The sequence below is a fragment of the Mucilaginibacter terrae genome, assembly GCF_031951985.1.
Taxonomy (GTDB): domain Bacteria; phylum Bacteroidota; class Bacteroidia; order Sphingobacteriales; family Sphingobacteriaceae; genus Mucilaginibacter; species Mucilaginibacter terrae_A.
The window spans coordinates 4,350,737-4,368,121 of record NZ_JAVLVU010000001.1; the positions used below are offsets into that span (position 1 = coordinate 4,350,737).

Consider the following 17,385-nt stretch of genomic DNA (forward strand, 5'->3'; position numbering starts at 1 on the left):
TGTTATGAATTTAAGTAATCTTAAGCCTGCAGAAGGTTCTACTAAAAATAGAAAAAGAATAGGCCGTGGTACCGGTTCGGGCCGTGGCGGTACGTCAACCCGTGGCCATAAAGGTGCCGGTTCACGTTCAGGTACTTCAACAAAAGTTGGTTTTGAAGGTGGCCAAATGCCATTACAACGCCGTGTACCTAAGGTTGGTTTTAAAAACCCTAACCGTGTTGAGTACAACAGCATCAATTTAGATGCTTTACAACAATTAGCTGATACATATTCAATATCAACTATTAACTTTGATACCATGAAAGAACATGGTTTAGCATCTAAAAACGACTTAGTTAAAATCTTAGGTCGTGGTACACTGACTGCTAAATTAGATGTTCAGGCACATGCATTTTCTGCTACTGCACAAAAAGCTATTGAAGCAGCCGGCGGTTCAATTGTTAAATTATAATTCTCAATGAAGAATTTTTTCACCACATTATCCAATATCTGGAAAATTGAGGACTTAAGAGTGCGTATTTTAAACACACTCTTATTTCTTTTAATATACCGTGTAGGTTCATACGTTGCTTTACCAGGTGTAGATGCCAATGTTTTGAACAACCAGGCAGCTAAAGAAGGTTTGCTGGGCTTACTTAATATGTTTGCCGGCGGCTCATTCTCACGCGCTTCTATTTTTGCTTTAGGCGTAATGCCTTACATTTCTGCCTCAATTGTGGTGCAGTTACTGGGTATTGCTGTTCCTTATTTTGCTAAATTGCAAAAAGAAGGGGAGAGCGGCCGCAGCAAGATCAACCAATGGACCCGCTATCTTACCATTGCTATTACAATGGCACAGGCAGTAGGTTATGTTCGTTCGCAAATTACGCCAAATGCCATCAGCCCTGTATTAGGTTCGGGTTGGTTTACCCTAAGCTCAATTTTCGTATTAACCGCAGGTACCTTATTTGTGATGTGGTTAGGTGAAAAAATTACCGATAAAGGTATTGGCAATGGTATTTCGTTAATTATTATGGTGGGTATTATTGCCCAGTTGCCAGCTGCTATTATCGATGAGTTTAGCTCACGTGTAAGCGGCGCTAATGCAACAGGTGGCCCATTGCTATTTATTGTTGAAATACTGGCGCTGGTTGGTGTAGTAATGTTTACCATTTTGGTTGTACAAGGTACACGCAAAATTGCCGTACAATACGCAAAACGTATTGTAGGTAACAAGCAGTACGGTGGCGTACGCCAGTATATTCCTTTAAAGGTTAACGCGGCAGGTGTAATGCCTATCATTTTTGCCCAGGCATTAATGTTTATTCCGGCTACAATTTCTTCTTTCTTCCCTGATATTCAGTCGAACAGCGTACTGATGGCCTTATCAAACTATACCTCTTGGTTACACAACCTGGTATTTGCGATACTGATCATTTTGTTCACTTACTTCTACACTGCTATTACGGTTAATCCTAAGCAAATGTCGGATGATATGAAGAAGAACGGTGGTTTCATTCCGGGTGTTGCACCAGGTAATGCTACCTCTGATTATATTGATGCCGTAATTTCACGCATTACCCTTCCGGGTTCAATATTCCTGGCAATTATTGCTATCATTCCGGCTTTGGCCAACATATTACACATTAACAGTCAGTTTGCCCGTTTCTTTGGTGGTACCTCATTGATCATCTTAGTAGGTGTTGTTTTAGATACCTTACAGCAAATTGAAAGTCATTTGTTAATGCGTCATTATGATGGTTTAATGAAAACCGGACGTGTTAAAGGACGTACTGCTGTACCAACAGCTGCTGGTACTGTACCTCCCGCTATTTAAGTTTTAGCATGTCGAAGATTATATTTAAGACTGCTGAAGAAATAGAGCTCATACGGCATAGCGCCCAGCTGGTTGCAAAAACCCTGGGCGAAATTGCCAAAATCATAAAACCCGGTGTTAAAACCATCGAATTAGATAAGCTGGCCGAAGCCTACATCCGTGACAACGGAGGCGTGCCAGCTTTTCTTAATTTCCACGGTTTCCCCAATTCACTTTGTATTTCGCCCAATGATCAGGTTGTTCACGGTTTTCCGGGTCAGCAGGAGTTAAAAGTAGGCGACATTATTTCGGTTGATTGCGGTGTTATCCTCAACGGCTTTTACGGCGATTCGGCTTATACCTTTGCCATTGGCGAGATAAGTGATGAAGCTAAAACTTTGCTTCGAGTTACGCAAGAGTGCCTGAGCAAGGGTATTGAAAAAGCGGTAGTGGGTATGCGCACCGGCGATATTGGTTACGCTGTACAGGAGCACGCCGAGAAACATGGTTTTGGTGTGGTAAAAGAGCTCGTTGGCCATGGTGTGGGCGTTAAGCTTCACGAAAAGCCTGAGGTTCCTAACTATGGCAAACGTGGGTCTGGTGCTAAACTGGAAGAAGGAATGGTAATAGCCATTGAGCCTATGATTAACGCCGGCAAGGCAGGCGTTAAGTTCTGGAAAGACGGCTGGACAGTATCTACCGTTGACGGTAAACCATCAGCTCATTTTGAGCATACCGTAGCGGTTAGAAAGGGTAAAGCCGAGATTCTTTCGTCATTTGAATACATCGAAGAAGTTTTAGCAAAAAATAATTAATAATTCAAAAATTATTTTTATTTTTGCATCCCGATTTACATCGGTATAATAAAGTAATAATCAGTAAAATATGGCCAAACAATCGTCGATTGAACAAGACGGGACTATTAGGGAAGCATTATCAAATGCAATGTTTAGAGTAGAACTGGAAAACGGTCATGAGATTATTGCGCACATATCGGGAAAAATGCGCATGCACTACATCAAAATTTTACCTGGCGACAGAGTAAAACTGGAGATGAGCCCATACGATTTAACAAAAGGCAGAATAACCTACAGATATAAATAATTAACATGAAAGTTAGAGCATCCATCAAAAAGCGTAGCGCTGATTGCAAAATCATCCGTCGTAAAGGAAAGCTTTTTGTTATCAACAAAAAGAACCCTAAGTACAAACAACGTCAAGGGTAATTAAAAACATTGGAATGATTCGTACAACGGTGGCCCGCCGTTCGGTCATTCATTAAAAACAAACAAATATGGCAAGGATATCAGGTATTGATTTACCGAGAAACAAAAGAGGCGAGATCGGCTTAACTTACATTTATGGTGTAGGTCGTTCAACTGCCCAAAGCATCTTAGATAAAGCTGGAATCAGCTATGATGTTAAAGTACAAGAGTGGACTGATGATCAGTTAGCTGCAATTCGTGGTATTATTAACGACGAAGTTAAAGTTGAAGGTGCTTTACGTTCAGAAGTTCAATTGAACATTAAACGCTTAATGGATATTGGTTGTTACCGTGGTACACGTCACCGTAAAGGTTTACCTCTGCGTGGCCAGCGTACTAAAAACAACTCACGTACCCGTAAAGGTAAACGCAAAACAGTTGCTAACAAAAAGAAAGCAACTAAGTAATAAGTAACGATTAATGGCCTGGCAACAGGCCATTAGGAATATACAATTATCAAATGGCCGAAGAGTCCGGTTACGAGTTAACCCAGTAATTCATCGGTTTAATAATTAAAAGAAAAATGGCTAAAGCTAAAAAAGTAACCAAAAAACGTATCGTTATTGTTGAGCCGGTAGGTCAGGCACACGTTAACGCTACTTTCAACAACATCATTATTACCTTAACCAACAGCAGCGGTCAAGCTATTTCTTGGTCTTCTGCCGGTAAAATGGGTTTCAAAGGTTCTAAAAAGAACACTCCTTACGCTGCTTCACAAGCTGCTGCCGATTGCGGTAAAGTTGCTTATGACTTAGGCTTACGTAAAGTTGAGGTTTTTGTTAAAGGCCCTGGTGCTGGTCGTGAGTCGGCTATCCGTACCCTACAGGTTTCTGGTATCGAGGTTACTACTATTAAGGACATCACTCCACTGCCACACAACGGCTGTCGTCCATCAAAAAGAAGAAGAGTTTAATTCATATATTTTTTAAAGCTAAGATTCTGCAGCTACAGGCTGCATGATACTTTAAAAGCACAACAACAACAATGGCAAGATATACCGGACCCAAGTCCAAAATTGCGCGTAAGTTCAGAGAGCCGATCTTCGGTCCTGATAAAGTATTAGAGCGTAAAAATTACCCTCCTGGCATGCACGGCGTGTCAAAACGCAGAGGTAAACAATCTGAGTACGCTGTACAGTTAATGGAGAAGCAAAAAGTTAAATACACTTACGGTGTATTAGAGCGTTACTTCGAAAACTTGTTTCACCGTGCTTCTGCCCGTGAAGGTATCACCGGTACTAACTTACTTCAATTATTAGAGGCTCGTTTAGATAACGCCGTATACCGTTTAGGCATAGCGCCAACCCGTTCTGGTGCACGCCAGTTGGTAGGCCACAAACACATTACTGTTAACGGCGAAGTTGTGAACATTGCTTCATACACTTTACGTCCGGGTGATGTGATTGCCGTACGCGAAAAATCAAAATCTTTGGAGGCTATTACCAACTCGGTAGCTGGCCGCAAGATCAATAAATATAGCTGGTTTGAGTGGGATGCTGCTGCATTAAGCGGTAAACTGTTAAACTACCCAAGCCGCGATGAGATTCCTGAGAATATCAAAGAAAACTTAATCGTCGAGCTTTATTCAAAATAATTAATGATATTGAACTGCGAAATGATTGGCATAGTATGTCAGTCATTTTCGTGGTTACAAATCATCCATTAGTAAACAAACAAAAACAAAGCATATAAATGGCAATTTTAGCATTTCAAAAACCTGATAAGGTTATCATGCAGAAGTCTACCGACTTTGAAGGTACGTTTGAATTCCGTCCGTTAGAACCAGGCTTCGGTGTAACCATTGGTAATGCTTTACGTCGTATCTTACTTTCATCACTGGAAGGTTATGCTATTACCTCGGTACGTTTCTCGGGTGTAACGCATGAGTTTTCAACCATCAAAGGTGTTGTTGAAGACGTTACCGAGATCATTCTGAACCTTAAACAGGTTAGGTTGAAAAAAAGCGGTGACTCTGGTGATGTTGAAAAAATCTTTGTTATCATCAACGGTCAAGACAGTTTCAAAGCCGGTGATATTACTCAATTCTCAAACAACTTTACTGTATTAAACCCTGATTTGCTGATTTGCAACATGGATTCATCAGTAACTTTAGAGGTTGAATTAACTGTAAACAAAGGCCGCGGTTATATTGCGAGCGAAGAAAACAAAAACCCTGATGCTGCCATCGGTGTTATTGCTATCGATTCGATCTATACCCCGATCAAAAACGTAAAATATACCATCGAGAACTATCGTGTGGAGCAAAAAACCGACTATGAAAAATTAGTACTGGATATAGCTACCGACGGTTCCATTCACCCTGAAGATGCACTTAAAGAAGCGGCTAAGATCCTTATTCAGCACTTTATGTTGTTCTCGGATGAGAATATGATGTTAGAGGCTCAGGCTAAAGAAGAAACTAAAGAAGTTGACGAGGAAATTCTGCACATGCGCAAGATCCTAAAAACAGAGCTGGTTGACCTTGACCTGTCGGTTCGCGCGTTGAACTGCTTAAAAGCAGCCGACATCCGCAGCCTGGCCGATCTGGTATCTTACGACGTAGCTGATATGTTAAAATTCAGAAACTTTGGTAAGAAATCATTAACAGAGATTCAGGACTTAGTTAAATCAAAAGGCTTATCTTTTGGTATGAACCTGTCTAAATACAAATTAGACGAAGAATAATTCTTAAAAAGAGAAGCAAGAGCCAAGAATCAAGAGCCAAGGAAAAAAGTCTTGTCTCTTGGTTCTTTGCTCTTGAATCTAATATTTCACCCGGCATAATTCCGAGGGCTTGACGAAAAACCGCCGCCCAACGGTATGCACGTGCCATAACACAAAAAACAATAATGAGACACGGTAAAAAAGTTAACCACTTAGGTCGTACCAAAAGCCACCGCGTGGCAATGATGAGCAACATGGCTACATCATTAGTATTACACAAACGTATTACTACCACATTGGCAAAAGCAAAAGCATTACGTATATACGTAGAGCCTTTAATAACGAAATCAAAAAGCGATACTACTCACTCACGTCGTACTGTGTTTAGCTACCTGCAAAATAAAGATGCGGTAACTATCCTGTTCCGCGAAATTGCTGAGAAAGTTGCTACTCGTCCGGGTGGTTATACCCGTATCATCAAGTTAGAAAACCGTTTAGGCGATAACGCTGAGATGGCCATCATCGAGCTTGTTGATTACAACACTGTATATGGTGCAAAAGAAGCTGCTCCTGCTAAAAAAGCAACCCGTCGTCGTGGCGCTGGTGCAAAAGCAAAAGCTACTGAAGCTGCTCCTGTTGTTGCCGAAGAAGCCGTTGTTGTTGAAGAAACTCCAGCTGCTGAAGAAGCTACACCAGAGGCTCCTGCTGCAAACGAAGAGAATGCAGAAAAAGGCGAATAATTTTAAATTATCATTTATACGCAAAGCGGCCTGTTCATTTGAACAGGCCGCTTTTGTTTTAGAGAAATATATAATACAAAAGCTACTCACCCTATCAGAGCAAATCGCTTTTACATAAAACACTACATCAAAAATTACTTCTCCAATTCAGGCATAAAGTGATTGGTAATTGCCAAACGGTTCCAACCATTAATGGTTAACGCGGCAATGAGTACTTTTTGAACTGTTTTTTCTCCTAAAACGGCAACTGCATTATCGTAAGTAGCATCGCTTACATGGCCTTGTATATTGGTGATTTCTTCGGTCAAGGCTAAAACGGCTTGTTCTTCTGCAGTAAAGAAATTTGTTTCGCGCCAGGCTGGTAATACATAAATACGTTGTTCTGTTTCGCCATATTTACGTGCATCGCGGGTATGCATGTCAAGGCAGTATGAACATCCGTTTATTTGAGAAGTGCGTATTTTAATAAGTTCATGCAGTTTTTTATCTAAGCCACTTTTTTGAACATAGGTTTCTAAACCCAACATGGCTTTGTAAGCTTCCGGATCAATTTGGTTTTGTGCAAATCTTGGTTTCATGATTTCTATTTTTTTAAAGGTTATGTATTATTTGTATTGTCGTTGTTGACAATACAAAAGTGCATATCCCCTCCGGCCGAAATCTTGACCATGATCAAGAAATGAATTAGTGATCTTTTGCTCTTACCCTGCTTAAAAACTCCGGTGAAAAACCCAGGTATGAAGCCAGCATGTATTGAGGTATGCGCTGCACAAAATCAGGGAAACGGCTGGCAAAATGGTGGTACTTTTCTTCGCCCGATAGATCGGCATGGAAAAGCACACGCGTTTGTGCTGCAGCATAAGCCTTTTGATATACCCGCCTGAAATAGCGCTCCAGCTTAGGCAGGCGGTCTAACAGCTCTTCCTGCTTGTCTTGCTTTAATACAACCATTTTGCTCCGTTGCACGGTTTGTAAAAAGAATTTTGACGGCGTGTGCATGGTAAAGCTCATGTAATCGGCAATCCACCAGTTATCAATACCAAATTGAACAATTTGCTCCACGCCGTTATCTTTAATAAAGTACATACGCACACAACCTTCCATTACAAAATATTGGGCATTGCAGGTGTCGCCTTCGCTAAACATAAATTGCTTTTTGCCTAATTCTTCATACTTCAAGTAGCTCACAACCAATTCCTGTTCATCAGCCGTTAAGGGCACAAATTTTTGAATGTGGTTGAGCAGTGGTTCGAACATAAGCAGAGGCTAAATAAATATGTGAATTTATGATTATTTGAAATGTGCGTCAAAACAAATCCCGGCAGTTTTTGCAGAAATTTTGAATGGGTTTATTTGGTAGCCTTATAATAAAGCAAGCCGTCATCAGTATGCGTTTGTTTAAAGCCAGCTTTTAATAATACCCGTTGTGATGCTGTGTTACTTACCGGCGTATCGGCGTTTACTGCTTTAAGTATGCTGAATGTAAAACCCCAGTTGAGCGCTGCTTTTAGAGCCTCAGTGGCATAGTCGTTACCCCATAGGTTTTGGTCGATCATGTAACCTATGGAGGTTTGCCCATAATCATCAGGATAACCACCAAAAGCTATGCCGCCAATAATGGTGTTGCTGGCTTTTAATACCACTTGCCAGTTGGTGTACCACAGGTATAGGTCGGGGTATGATTGCGTATTTGGCAGCCAGAAGTTTTGCATAGCTTCGTTCATCTCTGCCTTAAACTCATCGTTAATAAGCATGGCCGACGGGTTTAACCCTATGCTTTGCTCAAACTCATAACGGTTTTGTGCCGATAGTTTAAGTTGATCATTGGTAAGGGGTATAAGTATTAAGCGTTGTGATTGTATGGTAAACATTTGATAGGTGAAAAATACTGAATAATCAATAATATACAGACCGTCCTTTTTAATTAGGATGGTAGTTAGAGAGATGATTATTTAATTTCAGGCAATATTGCCTTATAAATGCTGGTTGTTGCAGAGGCATTATTTATAGTACGAAGGTATATATTAAATATGCTTAAATGTCAACATGTCACTAAAATGTAATTAGCGGCTGACTAAATGTATAATTTTATGACACCTGAGCGTTATTTAAACTGCCACAGCATATTGGCACAAGCATTGATAATAATGGATGATAATAAATATTAAACATCAGGAAATATCAATCATATGTCTAAAATCATTGGAATCGACTTAGGAACAACAAACTCCTGCGTTGCAGTAATGGAAGGTAACGAGCCGGTAGTTATTGCCAACAGCGAGGGCAAGCGCACTACACCATCAGTAGTGGCTTTTGTTGATAACGGCGAACGCAAAGTAGGTGACCCTGCCAAGCGTCAATCAATCACCAACCCAACCAAAACTGTATACTCGGTAAAACGCTTTATGGGTAACCAGTTTAACGAGGTTACTAAAGAAGCTGAGCGTGTACCATACTCAGTTGTAAAAGGTGATAACAACACTCCGCGTGTTGAAATAGACGACCGTAAATATACTCCACAAGAAATTTCGGCCATGATTCTTCAAAAAATGAAGAAAACTGCCGAAGATTTCTTAGGAAGCGAAGTAACTGAAGCGGTTATTACCGTACCGGCTTACTTTAACGATGCGCAGCGTCAGGCCACTAAAGAGGCCGGCGAAATTGCAGGCTTAAAAGTACGTCGTATTATAAACGAACCTACCGCTGCTGCCTTGGCTTACGGCTTGGACAAAGCACACAAGGATATGAAAATTGCCGTATTTGACTGTGGTGGTGGTACGCATGACGTATCGGTACTGGAGTTGGGCGATGGCGTATTTGAAGTAAAAGCTACCGATGGTGATACCCATTTAGGTGGTGACGACTTTGACCAGGTAATTATTGACTGGTTAGCCGACGAGTTTAAAAACGACGAAGGTTTCGATTTACGTCGTGACCCAATGGCATTGCAACGCTTAAAAGAAGCTGCTGAGAAAGCTAAAATTGAGTTATCAAGCTCGGCCACAACCGAAATTAACTTGCCATACATTACCGCTGTTGATGGTATGCCTAAACACCTGGTTAAGCAATTAACCCGTGCTAAATTTGAGCAACTGGCCGATAGCTTAATTAAACGTACTATTGAGCCTTGTAAAACTGCCTTAAAAAATGCAGGTTACAGCACATCAGATATCGATGAGGTTATTTTAGTAGGCGGTTCAACCCGTATACCTGCCATTCAGGAAGCTGTAGAGAAATTCTTTGGTAAAGCACCTTCAAAAGGTGTAAACCCTGATGAGGTGGTAGCTATTGGTGCTGCTATTCAAGGTGGTGTGTTAGATGGTTCGGTGAAAGACGTGTTACTGTTAGACGTAACCCCACTTTCATTAGGTATCGAAACTATGGGTGGTGTAATGACTCGCTTAATCGAATCAAACACTACCATCCCAAGCAAAAAGTCGGAAGTATTCTCAACCGCGTCTGATAACCAGCCATCGGTAGAGATCCACATTTTGCAAGGTGAGCGCCCTATGGCTGCTCAAAACCGTACACTGGGCCGTTTCCACTTAGATAGCATTCCACCAGCGCCACGCGGTGTACCTCAGGTAGAAGTTACCTTTGATATTGATGCCAACGGTATCCTGCACGTATCGGCTAAAGATAAAGCTACCGGTAAAGAGCAAAAGATCCGTATCGAGGCTTCATCGGGCTTAACTGATGCCGAGATCAAGAAAATGAAAGAAGAAGCAGAAGCTAACGCCGATGCCGATAAAAAAGCAAAAGAAGAGATCGAGAAACTGAACGGTGCTGATGCGCTAATCTTCTCAACCGAGAAACAACTGAAAGAGTACGGCGATAAAATACCTGCTGATAAAAAAGCACCTATCGAGTCGGCTTTAGAGAAGTTGAAAACTGCTTATGCCTCTAAAGATCTGGCAAGTATTGAAACTGCACAAACAGAATTAAATACTGCGTGGAGCGCCGCTTCTGAAGATATGTACAAGGCATCGGCCGAAGGCCAGCCAGGAGCAGAACAACCTGCAGGTGATGCCGGAGCTAATGCACAAAACGGTGGAGACACGGTAACTGATGTTGACTTTGAAGAAGTAAAATAATACTGACTTTATAATAAGTATAAAGCCTCCTGCCATTTTGGTAGGAGGCTTTTTTGTTGATTACCAAAACAGTAGCTAATTAATGAAAATCGATGTGCGTGTGTTGAGTTATGGTGACGTATCACGTAGAATGTATCCGAAAATCTCAGGTTTAGATCATTCAAAATATTGAAAAAGAGGCTCAAAAAGCTGATATAGGTAATATTTCGTGATAGAAGAAAAAGTTAAGTCAAAGCATGTGTCAGGAAATATAAATGTATTAAATTTCTAAAAACCATATATAATTTTGACATTATGATAATTATTTTAGAAAAATTTTAAAATAAAGTTTGAATTTTGACAAAAAATTTAAAGATTTGATGCGGAAAGTTTATATTAGCATCTAATTCAAAAAATAAGAACAAAAAACTATAAAAGTTTTCCTTAATTGTTTAACAACCTACAAAAATGGCATCAAAATTAGAGTACATTTGGTTGGATGGTTACAAACCAACCCAAAGTTTACGTAGCAAAACCAAAATTGAAAAAGATTTTTCAGGAAAACTGGAAGATTGTCCACTTTGGAGCTTTGACGGTTCATCAACTGAGCAGGCACCAGGCGGTTCATCTGATTGTATTCTGAAACCTGTATTTATTTGCCCTGATCCGCAAAGAAAAGAAGGTTACTTAGTAATGTGCGAAGTATTATCTTCAGACGGTAAACCACACGAATCAAACGGCCGTGCTTTAATTGAAGATGATGATAACGATTTTTGGTTTGGTTTTGAGCAAGAATACTTCCTGTGGGACCCTGAAACCAACAAACCATTAGGTTTCCCTGCTGGTGGTTACCCAGGTCCTCAAGGTCCTTACTACTGCTCGGTAGGTGCTAACAATGCATTCGGTCGTGATATTGTTGAGGAGCACTTAGACGTATGTTTAGAGGCTGGCTTAAACGTTGAAGGTATCAATGCTGAAGTTGCTGCCGGTCAATGGGAATTCCAGATCTTCTCTAAAGGTGCAAAAGACGCAGGTGACCAAATTTGGGTAGCCCGTTACTTATTAGAAAGAATTGGTGAAACTTACGGTGTTTCTATCAACTGGCATTGCAAACCGTTAGGTACTTTAGACTGGAACGGTTCAGGTATGCACGCTAACTTCTCAAACACTACATTACGTACCGCTGCAAGCGAAGAAACTTACAAAAAGATCTTGGAAGCTTTCCGTCCGGTAGTAAAAGAGCACATTGAAGTTTATGGTGCTGATAACGATCAGCGTTTAACCGGTAAGCACGAAACTGCTTCTATTAACGATTACAGCTACGGTGTATCTGACCGTGGTGCATCAATCCGTATCCCGTTATTCACAGTACAAAAAGGCTGGAGCGGTTACCTGGAAGATCGTCGCCCTAACTCGGCTGCCGATCCGTACAAAGTAGCTGCCCGCATCATCAAAACTGTAAAATCAGCAGTTTTATAACAAAAATTTGTAAATTGAGGCTAAGTCCCCCGGCAGCGAGTGCACGGGGGACTTTTTATTTTTAAGCCGTTTTGAACCGTAATTTTAAGGATTTATGGAATTGACAGAATAGTTCTATACAAATACTGTAATTACAGTTCCAGTCGTGCCGAATTTATTTCGGCATCCCTCACAAGATAGGTGAAGGTTTTAGTATAGCTTATCAGCTTTGCATGTGAGGTGCTGAAACAAGTTCAGCATGACAGGGTATAGGAAAAATTTAATGATTCTCAAAATTTGAGTTCAAACATCTACTGTACCCTATTCCTTATCGTATTTAAATAAACCGCTGTACCAGCACCCATTAAACTACCCACGGCCACATCGCTGGGGTAATGTAAACCCAAATACATGCGCGAGTAAGCTACCGAGCCTGCCCATAAAGCAGATGGCGCTATCACATACCATTTAGGATAAGCCATAGAAAGTGAAGTAGCTGTACTAAAAGCGGACGATGAATGTCCCGAAGGGAATGAATAATCGCCTGCTATATAAACTGGCATAATGCGGTAATTGCCGCGAAAGGGACGGGGGCGTTTAAGCAATTTTTTGATAAGCAATACCGCGCCATATGACAGTACCGAACTACTGGCTATGTAAGCTGCGTTTTGTCGCATTTCTTTATTACCGCTAATAGTGCCGCCAATAAGTAAGCTCGCAGGTACCAGCGCATTACCATACAAATTGGTTTTCGACATAAAATAGTAAAAATCTGTACGGGCAGGTGTACGGTTTTCGGCAAAGTTTACCATGATATCTGTATCAATTTGGCGAAGTATAGTAGGCTGAGATAACTGAGCATGAGCAGAAATGCCTAATGCAGTAACAAATATTGTAGTTATTATGTAAATAAGTAACGGTTGTTTATTCATCGCGGTGATAATATTGGGTTGTCAATAATTATAAAATGCGCCTAAAGCTGCAAATTAGCATAAAAAGAGTAACCTGCTTTACTAAACGTTAACTTAGCTGTGGTGTTGCATAAATGAACTGGTAATTATTACCTTTAACAAGCGTTTGTTTGGTATATAGCTTGCAGCTGTAAAACTAAACTGCCATAATTAATATTATATGCAGTCCGAACACTATGATAACGTTACAACCGCCTATGAACTATCAGCAACTGCTGGATCAAATTAAACAGCAGGTATTATCGTATTTTAAACTTCGCAATAACGAAGCTCTGCTATACCATAACCGTAAACATACCGAAAATGTGGTTGCGGCAGCTATACAAATAGCTAACCACTACCAGCTAAACGATCAGGAATTTTTTACCGTTACGGCTGCAGCATGGTTTCATGATGTAGGCTACATGGAAGACAAAAACAACCATGAAGAGCACAGCGCCCGCCTGGCCGAAGATTTTTTGAAAGCACATTATCTTGATGATGCCGTAATTGAAGAAATAAAAGGCTGTATAATGGCTACCAAAATGCCGCAACAACCGGTTGGTTTGCTGCAAAGTATTGTGTGCGATGCCGACGTTTTTCATTTAGGTACGGCCGATTTTAATGAGAATAACAAGCAGATGCGCAAAGAGTGCAAAGCTGCATTTAACTGGGATTTTAGCAAGCAGGAATGGCGGCAAAAAACTATTAAGTTTATGCAAATGCATCACTACCATACCGATTATGCTAAGATGCTGCTTGACGATCAAAAAGCTAAAAACCTGCAGGAATTAAAAAATAAGGCTGATAACTGGGAGGAAAAAAGCAAAGAAGATAAGGAAGATAAAAAGGAAAAAGCCTCGGTTACCGTAACCATTGAAAGTAAACCCAACGCCGGCGAAGCTCATGATGTTTACACCGAAAAAGATGTAAAGAAAAAAGACCGCCCCGAAAAAGGTATTGAAACAATGTTCAGGGTAAGCTCGAGCAACCACCAGCGTTTGAGCGATATGGCCGATAATAAGGCTCACATCATGATCACGGTTAACTCTATCATCCTTTCGGCCATTATTAGTTTATTGCTGCGCCGTTTAGAAGATTACAGTTACCTCATCATCCCTACGTTTATTATACTCATGGTAAGTTTAACCACCATGATATTTGCCATTTTGGCAACCCGCCCGTCTATACCCGAAGGTCGTTTTACCCCCCAGGATGTTGACGATAAAAAGGTGAACCTGCTTTTCTTTGGTAACTTTTACCGCATGAATTTGCAGGAATACATTGCCGGTATGCGCAATGTGATGGCTGATCGTGAATATTTATACGGCAGTTTAATTATTGATGTATACTCGCAAGGTGTGGTATTAGGCCGCAAATACCGCTTGCTGCGTATATCATATAACATATTTATGTTCGGGTTAATAGCGTCGGTACTGGCATTCATTTTGGCGTCATCCATAGCCGGTAGCGGTAAACACTAATCTTTATGTACCAGTTCTTTAACCGCGACCTCAGCTGGCTTTCGTTTAATGAGCGCGTGCTGCAGGAGGCCGACCGTGAAAGTTTGCCCTTGCTCGAGCGCATTAACTTCCTGTCTATCTTTTCATCCAATCTTGATGAGTTTTACCGGGTGCGTATGCCGGTATTGGCTGCCCTGCATAAACTCAACAAAAGTAAAAAGGGTGTTGATGAGGTAGAAGTTGAAAACGGGGATGTGCTTAGCGCCCGGCAAATGATACAAAAGCAGCAGGAGCAATACGGCCAGATATTAACGCAGGACATACTCCCCCAGCTAAGTGCCAAAGGTGTAGCGGTGGTTTACAACCAGCATTTCCCGGAAGAGGTGGTGCAGCAGGCTGCCGATTATTTTTTGAGCCAGGTAATGGCCTTTTTGCAGCCGGTGGTGCTAACCGAGGCCAGCACCTTTTTTCCTGAAAATAACCAGCTGTATTTTTTAGTGCAATTTCAGGAAGAGAAGGAAAAACTGGCAGTATTGAACATCCCGTCCGACGAACTTCCGCGGTTTTTTAAAGTAACATCGGGCGAGCAGCAATACATTGTTTTTTTAGATGATATTATACGTTACAATCTCGATAAAGTATTTACCCAGCCCGTTTTAGGCTGTTACAGCTTTAAAGTAACGCGCGATGCCGAGTATGACCTTGAAGACGAATACACCGGTGATTTAGCCGAACAACTTGAAAAGCAACTCAAAAAGCGCGACTATGGTTTAGCTACCCGTTTTTTGCACGAGCCGGGTTTGCCATTGCGCAGTTTGCATGAGGTTAGCCGTTTATTGGGGTTAAAAGAAAGCAGTTTGGTATCAGGCGGTCGTTACCATAATCTTAAAGACTTATCGGCCTTGCCGGTTGATGATGCGACCTTGAAGGTTAAGCGCTGGCCTGTCCTGCGGTTTAATGAATTGCCCGAAACTGTATCAGTATTGGATGCTATTGGCACTAAAGACCATTTGCTGCATACGCCTTACCAAAGCTACGATACCATTCTCCGGTTCTTTAACGAGGCGGCTATTCGACCTGATGTTGAGGAGATATACGTATCATTATACCGGGTGGCCAGCGATTCTAAAATTGTGCACGCCCTTATCAGCGCAGCTAAAAACGGTAAAAAAGTAAACGTACTGGTGGAGCTTAAAGCCCGTTTTGATGAGGCCAATAATATTAAATGGGCCAAAAAACTCAAGGCGGCAGGCGCTAAAATTATTTATAGCGTTACCGCGCTCAAAGTGCATGCTAAAATTGCGCTGGTGAAATTGCGCTCGGGCAATAGGCTGCAATACCGGGGCTTGCTGGCAACCGGTAACTTTAATGAGAACACTGCCCGTTTTTATACCGACCATATTATGCTTACCGGCAACCATAATTTGCTGCGCGAAATGGAACTGGTGTTTATTTTCCTGTCTAAAAAACAAAAACCAACTGATACAGATGCGATGCCTTTCCAAAATATATTGGTAGCACAGTTTAACCTGCAAAATAGGTTTTTGGATATGATCGATACCGAGATCAACAATCACAAACAAGGGCTCCCGGCATCCATCACCATAAAAATGAATAACCTTGAGGAAGAGGTGCTGATTAGCAAACTGTACGAGGCTTCAAACGCAGGTGTTAAAATACAGTTAATTGTACGCAGTATTTGCCGCTTAGTGCCGGGTATACCAAGCCAAAGCGAAAACATTACCGTTACCCGAATTGTTGACCGTTACCTGGAGCATGGCCGTATTTTTATATTTGGTAACAATGGCGATACCCGGGTTTACATGGGGTCGGCCGATTGGATGAACCGCAATATTTATCACCGGATTGAGGTTTGTTTTCCTATATTGGATGAAGCAATTAAGCAGGAAGTGTTGCAAATCATCAACTTTCAGCTGAAAGATAATACCCAGGCCGTGCATATCGACACACAATTGAACAATATACCTGTTATGCAAAGTGAACCGGTTGTACGGTCGCAGCAGCAGATATACGAGTTGTTGCAGCAAAAGTCCTGAAAACTACTATAAACCGTTTAAAATTGAGATGAAGAAATACGCTATCATATACCTGTCGGCTTTGTTGAGTGTTATGAGTTTTTCATGTGCACAAAGCCAGCAAAAAAAAATTACCAGCCCTAAAGGATACGATTTAACCAAGCCAACCAAATATAAAATGCCCGATGATTTGCTCGAAATTTCGGGTATTACGTTTCACCAGGGTAAGCCCGATGTGTTTTACGCCATACAGGATGAAGAAGGCAAACTGTTTTTTGGTAACCTGGGCGATACCCGTGTAGAACATACCAAGTTTGGCAAACACGGTGATTATGAAGATTTAGCCATTTGCAACAACACTGTTTTTGTACTTAAAAGCAACGGTAAAATTTATACATTTCCTTTAGGCGAAATTAAAGACCAGGAGCTTACCCACGTGCAGGAATTAGCCAACATACTACCCGCAGGCGAATACGAAAGCATGTATGCTGATGAAGCTGCCAAAAAGCTTTATGTGCTATGCAAAAACTGCGAAACCGAGAAAACTACCAAAAGCAGTACGGGCTATATTTTTAATATTTTGCCCAACAGTACTGTACAAGCTGCCGGGAATTTCAAAATTGAAGTAAAGCAAATTACCGATTTAATTAAGGATAATAAGATCAAATTTCGCCCGTCGGCAATGGCCCATAACCCGGTTACGAAGGAGTGGTACATTGTATCGGCTGTAAATAATTTGTTGGTAGTGGCCGATGCTTCGTTTAAAGTTAAAGCAGCCTATTCGTTAGAGCACAAAACGTTTTTACAACCCGAAGGATTGGCCTTTGACAGCAAGGGCAACATGTACATATCAAACGAAGGCGATGAGTTTAGCCGTGGCTCGGTATTAAAATTTAACTATTCGGGAGCCAAATAAGTCAGTTTTACGTAATTAGTAATTAC

The 17,385-nt window shown here is 41.2% G+C and carries 19 protein-coding genes; 15 read left to right on the forward strand and 4 right to left on the reverse strand.

The annotated features are described in order from the left end of the window. The first annotated feature begins 4 nt into the window (after positions 1-4). The 10 genes from rplO (at position 5) to rplQ (ending at position 6,463) form a co-directional block, all read left to right on the forward strand. Complete coding sequence (rplO, locus tag QE417_RS18600; protein WP_311952192.1) at positions 5-451, forward strand: 50S ribosomal protein L15; 447 nt, start codon at positions 5-7, stop codon at positions 449-451. 6 nt (positions 452-457) lie between these two features. Further along, the gene (secY, locus tag QE417_RS18605) at positions 458-1,816 is read left to right on the forward strand and encodes a preprotein translocase subunit SecY (RefSeq protein ID WP_311952195.1); all 1,359 of its coding nucleotides are present in this window, start codon (positions 458-460) and stop codon (positions 1,814-1,816) included. An 8-nt stretch (positions 1,817-1,824) separates the two neighbouring features. After that, the gene (gene map / locus QE417_RS18610) at positions 1,825-2,610 is read left to right on the forward strand and encodes a type I methionyl aminopeptidase (RefSeq protein ID WP_311952198.1); all 786 of its coding nucleotides are present in this window, start codon (positions 1,825-1,827) and stop codon (positions 2,608-2,610) included. 70 nt (positions 2,611-2,680) lie between these two features. Further along, entirely contained in the window at positions 2,681-2,899 is a 219-nt protein-coding gene (gene infA, locus QE417_RS18615; protein WP_022833270.1) for a translation initiation factor IF-1, read from the forward strand. A 5-nt stretch (positions 2,900-2,904) separates the two neighbouring features. After that, positions 2,905-3,021 carry a 50S ribosomal protein L36 gene (gene rpmJ, locus QE417_RS18620; protein ID WP_157539780.1) on the forward strand — a complete coding sequence of 39 codons (117 nt, stop codon included), beginning with the start codon at positions 2,905-2,907 and terminating at the stop codon, positions 3,019-3,021. A gap of 68 nt (positions 3,022-3,089) precedes the next feature. Then, positions 3,090-3,467, forward strand: coding sequence for a 30S ribosomal protein S13 (gene rpsM, locus QE417_RS18625; RefSeq protein ID WP_311952215.1), 378 nt, complete (start codon positions 3,090-3,092; stop codon positions 3,465-3,467). Positions 3,468-3,583: 116 nt separating this feature from the next. Further along, positions 3,584-3,973, forward strand: coding sequence for a 30S ribosomal protein S11 (rpsK, locus tag QE417_RS18630; protein WP_311952218.1), 390 nt, complete (start codon positions 3,584-3,586; stop codon positions 3,971-3,973). Positions 3,974-4,044: 71 nt separating this feature from the next. Then, entirely contained in the window at positions 4,045-4,653 is a 609-nt protein-coding gene (gene rpsD, locus QE417_RS18635; protein ID WP_311952220.1) for a 30S ribosomal protein S4, read from the forward strand. A 98-nt stretch (positions 4,654-4,751) separates the two neighbouring features. After that, positions 4,752-5,744 carry a DNA-directed RNA polymerase subunit alpha gene (locus tag QE417_RS18640; protein WP_311952222.1) on the forward strand — a complete coding sequence of 331 codons (993 nt, stop codon included), beginning with the start codon at positions 4,752-4,754 and terminating at the stop codon, positions 5,742-5,744. Positions 5,745-5,908: 164 nt separating this feature from the next. Further along, positions 5,909-6,463 (forward strand): 50S ribosomal protein L17, encoded by a 555-nt coding sequence (gene rplQ / locus QE417_RS18645; RefSeq protein ID WP_311952224.1) that lies wholly within the window; start codon positions 5,909-5,911, stop codon positions 6,461-6,463. Positions 6,464-6,597: 134 nt separating this feature from the next. Here rplQ and QE417_RS18650 read toward each other — a convergent pair whose 3' ends face one another. The 3 genes from QE417_RS18650 to QE417_RS18660 form a co-directional block, all read right to left on the reverse strand. Continuing rightward, a complete protein-coding gene (locus QE417_RS18650; protein ID WP_311952227.1) occupies positions 6,598-7,041 on the reverse strand; it encodes a carboxymuconolactone decarboxylase family protein in 444 nt (147 codons plus the stop codon). 106 nt (positions 7,042-7,147) lie between these two features. Beyond that, positions 7,148-7,720, reverse strand: a complete 573-nt coding sequence (locus tag QE417_RS18655; RefSeq protein ID WP_311952229.1) for a Crp/Fnr family transcriptional regulator — start codon at positions 7,718-7,720, stop codon at positions 7,148-7,150. Positions 7,721-7,812: 92 nt separating this feature from the next. Then, positions 7,813-8,334 (reverse strand): GNAT family N-acetyltransferase, encoded by a 522-nt coding sequence (locus QE417_RS18660; RefSeq protein ID WP_311952232.1) that lies wholly within the window; start codon positions 8,332-8,334, stop codon positions 7,813-7,815. Positions 8,335-8,652: 318 nt separating this feature from the next. On the opposite strand from QE417_RS18660, the gene dnaK reads away from it, so the two are divergent. Then, the gene (dnaK, locus tag QE417_RS18665; RefSeq protein ID WP_311952235.1) at positions 8,653-10,557 is read left to right on the forward strand and encodes a molecular chaperone DnaK; all 1,905 of its coding nucleotides are present in this window, start codon (positions 8,653-8,655) and stop codon (positions 10,555-10,557) included. Positions 10,558-11,004: 447 nt separating this feature from the next. Beyond that, the gene (locus tag QE417_RS18670; protein WP_311952238.1) at positions 11,005-12,015 is read left to right on the forward strand and encodes a glutamine synthetase beta-grasp domain-containing protein; all 1,011 of its coding nucleotides are present in this window, start codon (positions 11,005-11,007) and stop codon (positions 12,013-12,015) included. A 290-nt stretch (positions 12,016-12,305) separates the two neighbouring features. On the opposite strand, the gene QE417_RS18675 is transcribed toward QE417_RS18670, so the two are convergent. Continuing rightward, complete coding sequence (locus QE417_RS18675) at positions 12,306-12,926, reverse strand: phosphatase PAP2 family protein (RefSeq protein ID WP_311952241.1); 621 nt, start codon at positions 12,924-12,926, stop codon at positions 12,306-12,308. A gap of 236 nt (positions 12,927-13,162) precedes the next feature. Here QE417_RS18675 and QE417_RS18680 point away from each other — a divergent pair, with 236 nt between their 5' ends. The 3 genes from QE417_RS18680 to QE417_RS18690 are packed head-to-tail and all read left to right on the forward strand — an operon-like array spanning position 13,163 to position 17,359. Continuing rightward, entirely contained in the window at positions 13,163-14,428 is a 1,266-nt protein-coding gene (locus tag QE417_RS18680) for a Pycsar system effector family protein (protein WP_311952243.1), read from the forward strand. Between the two features lie 5 nt (positions 14,429-14,433). Next, the gene (gene ppk1, locus QE417_RS18685; protein ID WP_311952246.1) at positions 14,434-16,464 is read left to right on the forward strand and encodes a polyphosphate kinase 1; all 2,031 of its coding nucleotides are present in this window, start codon (positions 14,434-14,436) and stop codon (positions 16,462-16,464) included. A 28-nt stretch (positions 16,465-16,492) separates the two neighbouring features. After that, positions 16,493-17,359, forward strand: coding sequence for an SdiA-regulated domain-containing protein (locus QE417_RS18690; RefSeq protein WP_311952250.1), 867 nt, complete (start codon positions 16,493-16,495; stop codon positions 17,357-17,359). The last annotated feature ends 26 nt before the right edge of the window (positions 17,360-17,385 follow it).

Bases quoted from the DNA above. Each gene is read 5' to 3' on its own strand.
- QE417_RS18640 (WP_311952222.1), top strand. From the start codon at position 4,752: ATGGCAATTTTAGCATTTCAAAAACCTGATAAGGTTATCATGCAGAAG.
- QE417_RS18660 (WP_311952232.1), bottom strand. From the start codon at position 8,334: ATGTTTACCATACAATCACAACGCTTAATACTTATACCCCTTACCAAT.
- rplQ (WP_311952224.1), top strand. From the start codon at position 5,909: ATGAGACACGGTAAAAAAGTTAACCACTTAGGTCGTACCAAAAGCCAC.
- rpsK (WP_311952218.1), top strand. From the start codon at position 3,584: ATGGCTAAAGCTAAAAAAGTAACCAAAAAACGTATCGTTATTGTTGAG.
- ppk1 (WP_311952246.1), top strand. From the start codon at position 14,434: ATGTACCAGTTCTTTAACCGCGACCTCAGCTGGCTTTCGTTTAATGAG.
- QE417_RS18655 (WP_311952229.1), bottom strand. From the start codon at position 7,720: ATGTTCGAACCACTGCTCAACCACATTCAAAAATTTGTGCCCTTAACG.
- rpsD (WP_311952220.1), top strand. From the start codon at position 4,045: ATGGCAAGATATACCGGACCCAAGTCCAAAATTGCGCGTAAGTTCAGA.
- dnaK (WP_311952235.1), top strand. From the start codon at position 8,653: ATGTCTAAAATCATTGGAATCGACTTAGGAACAACAAACTCCTGCGTT.
- rpsM (WP_311952215.1), top strand. From the start codon at position 3,090: ATGGCAAGGATATCAGGTATTGATTTACCGAGAAACAAAAGAGGCGAG.
- map (WP_311952198.1), top strand. From the start codon at position 1,825: ATGTCGAAGATTATATTTAAGACTGCTGAAGAAATAGAGCTCATACGG.
- QE417_RS18690 (WP_311952250.1), top strand. From the start codon at position 16,493: ATGAAGAAATACGCTATCATATACCTGTCGGCTTTGTTGAGTGTTATG.
- rpmJ (WP_157539780.1), top strand. From the start codon at position 2,905: ATGAAAGTTAGAGCATCCATCAAAAAGCGTAGCGCTGATTGCAAAATC.
- QE417_RS18680 (WP_311952243.1), top strand. From the start codon at position 13,163: ATGAACTATCAGCAACTGCTGGATCAAATTAAACAGCAGGTATTATCG.
- QE417_RS18675 (WP_311952241.1), bottom strand. From the start codon at position 12,926: ATGAATAAACAACCGTTACTTATTTACATAATAACTACAATATTTGTT.
- QE417_RS18650 (WP_311952227.1), bottom strand. From the start codon at position 7,041: ATGAAACCAAGATTTGCACAAAACCAAATTGATCCGGAAGCTTACAAA.
- rplO (WP_311952192.1), top strand. From the start codon at position 5: ATGAATTTAAGTAATCTTAAGCCTGCAGAAGGTTCTACTAAAAATAGA.
- infA (WP_022833270.1), top strand. From the start codon at position 2,681: ATGGCCAAACAATCGTCGATTGAACAAGACGGGACTATTAGGGAAGCA.
- secY (WP_311952195.1), top strand. From the start codon at position 458: ATGAAGAATTTTTTCACCACATTATCCAATATCTGGAAAATTGAGGAC.
- QE417_RS18670 (WP_311952238.1), top strand. From the start codon at position 11,005: ATGGCATCAAAATTAGAGTACATTTGGTTGGATGGTTACAAACCAACC.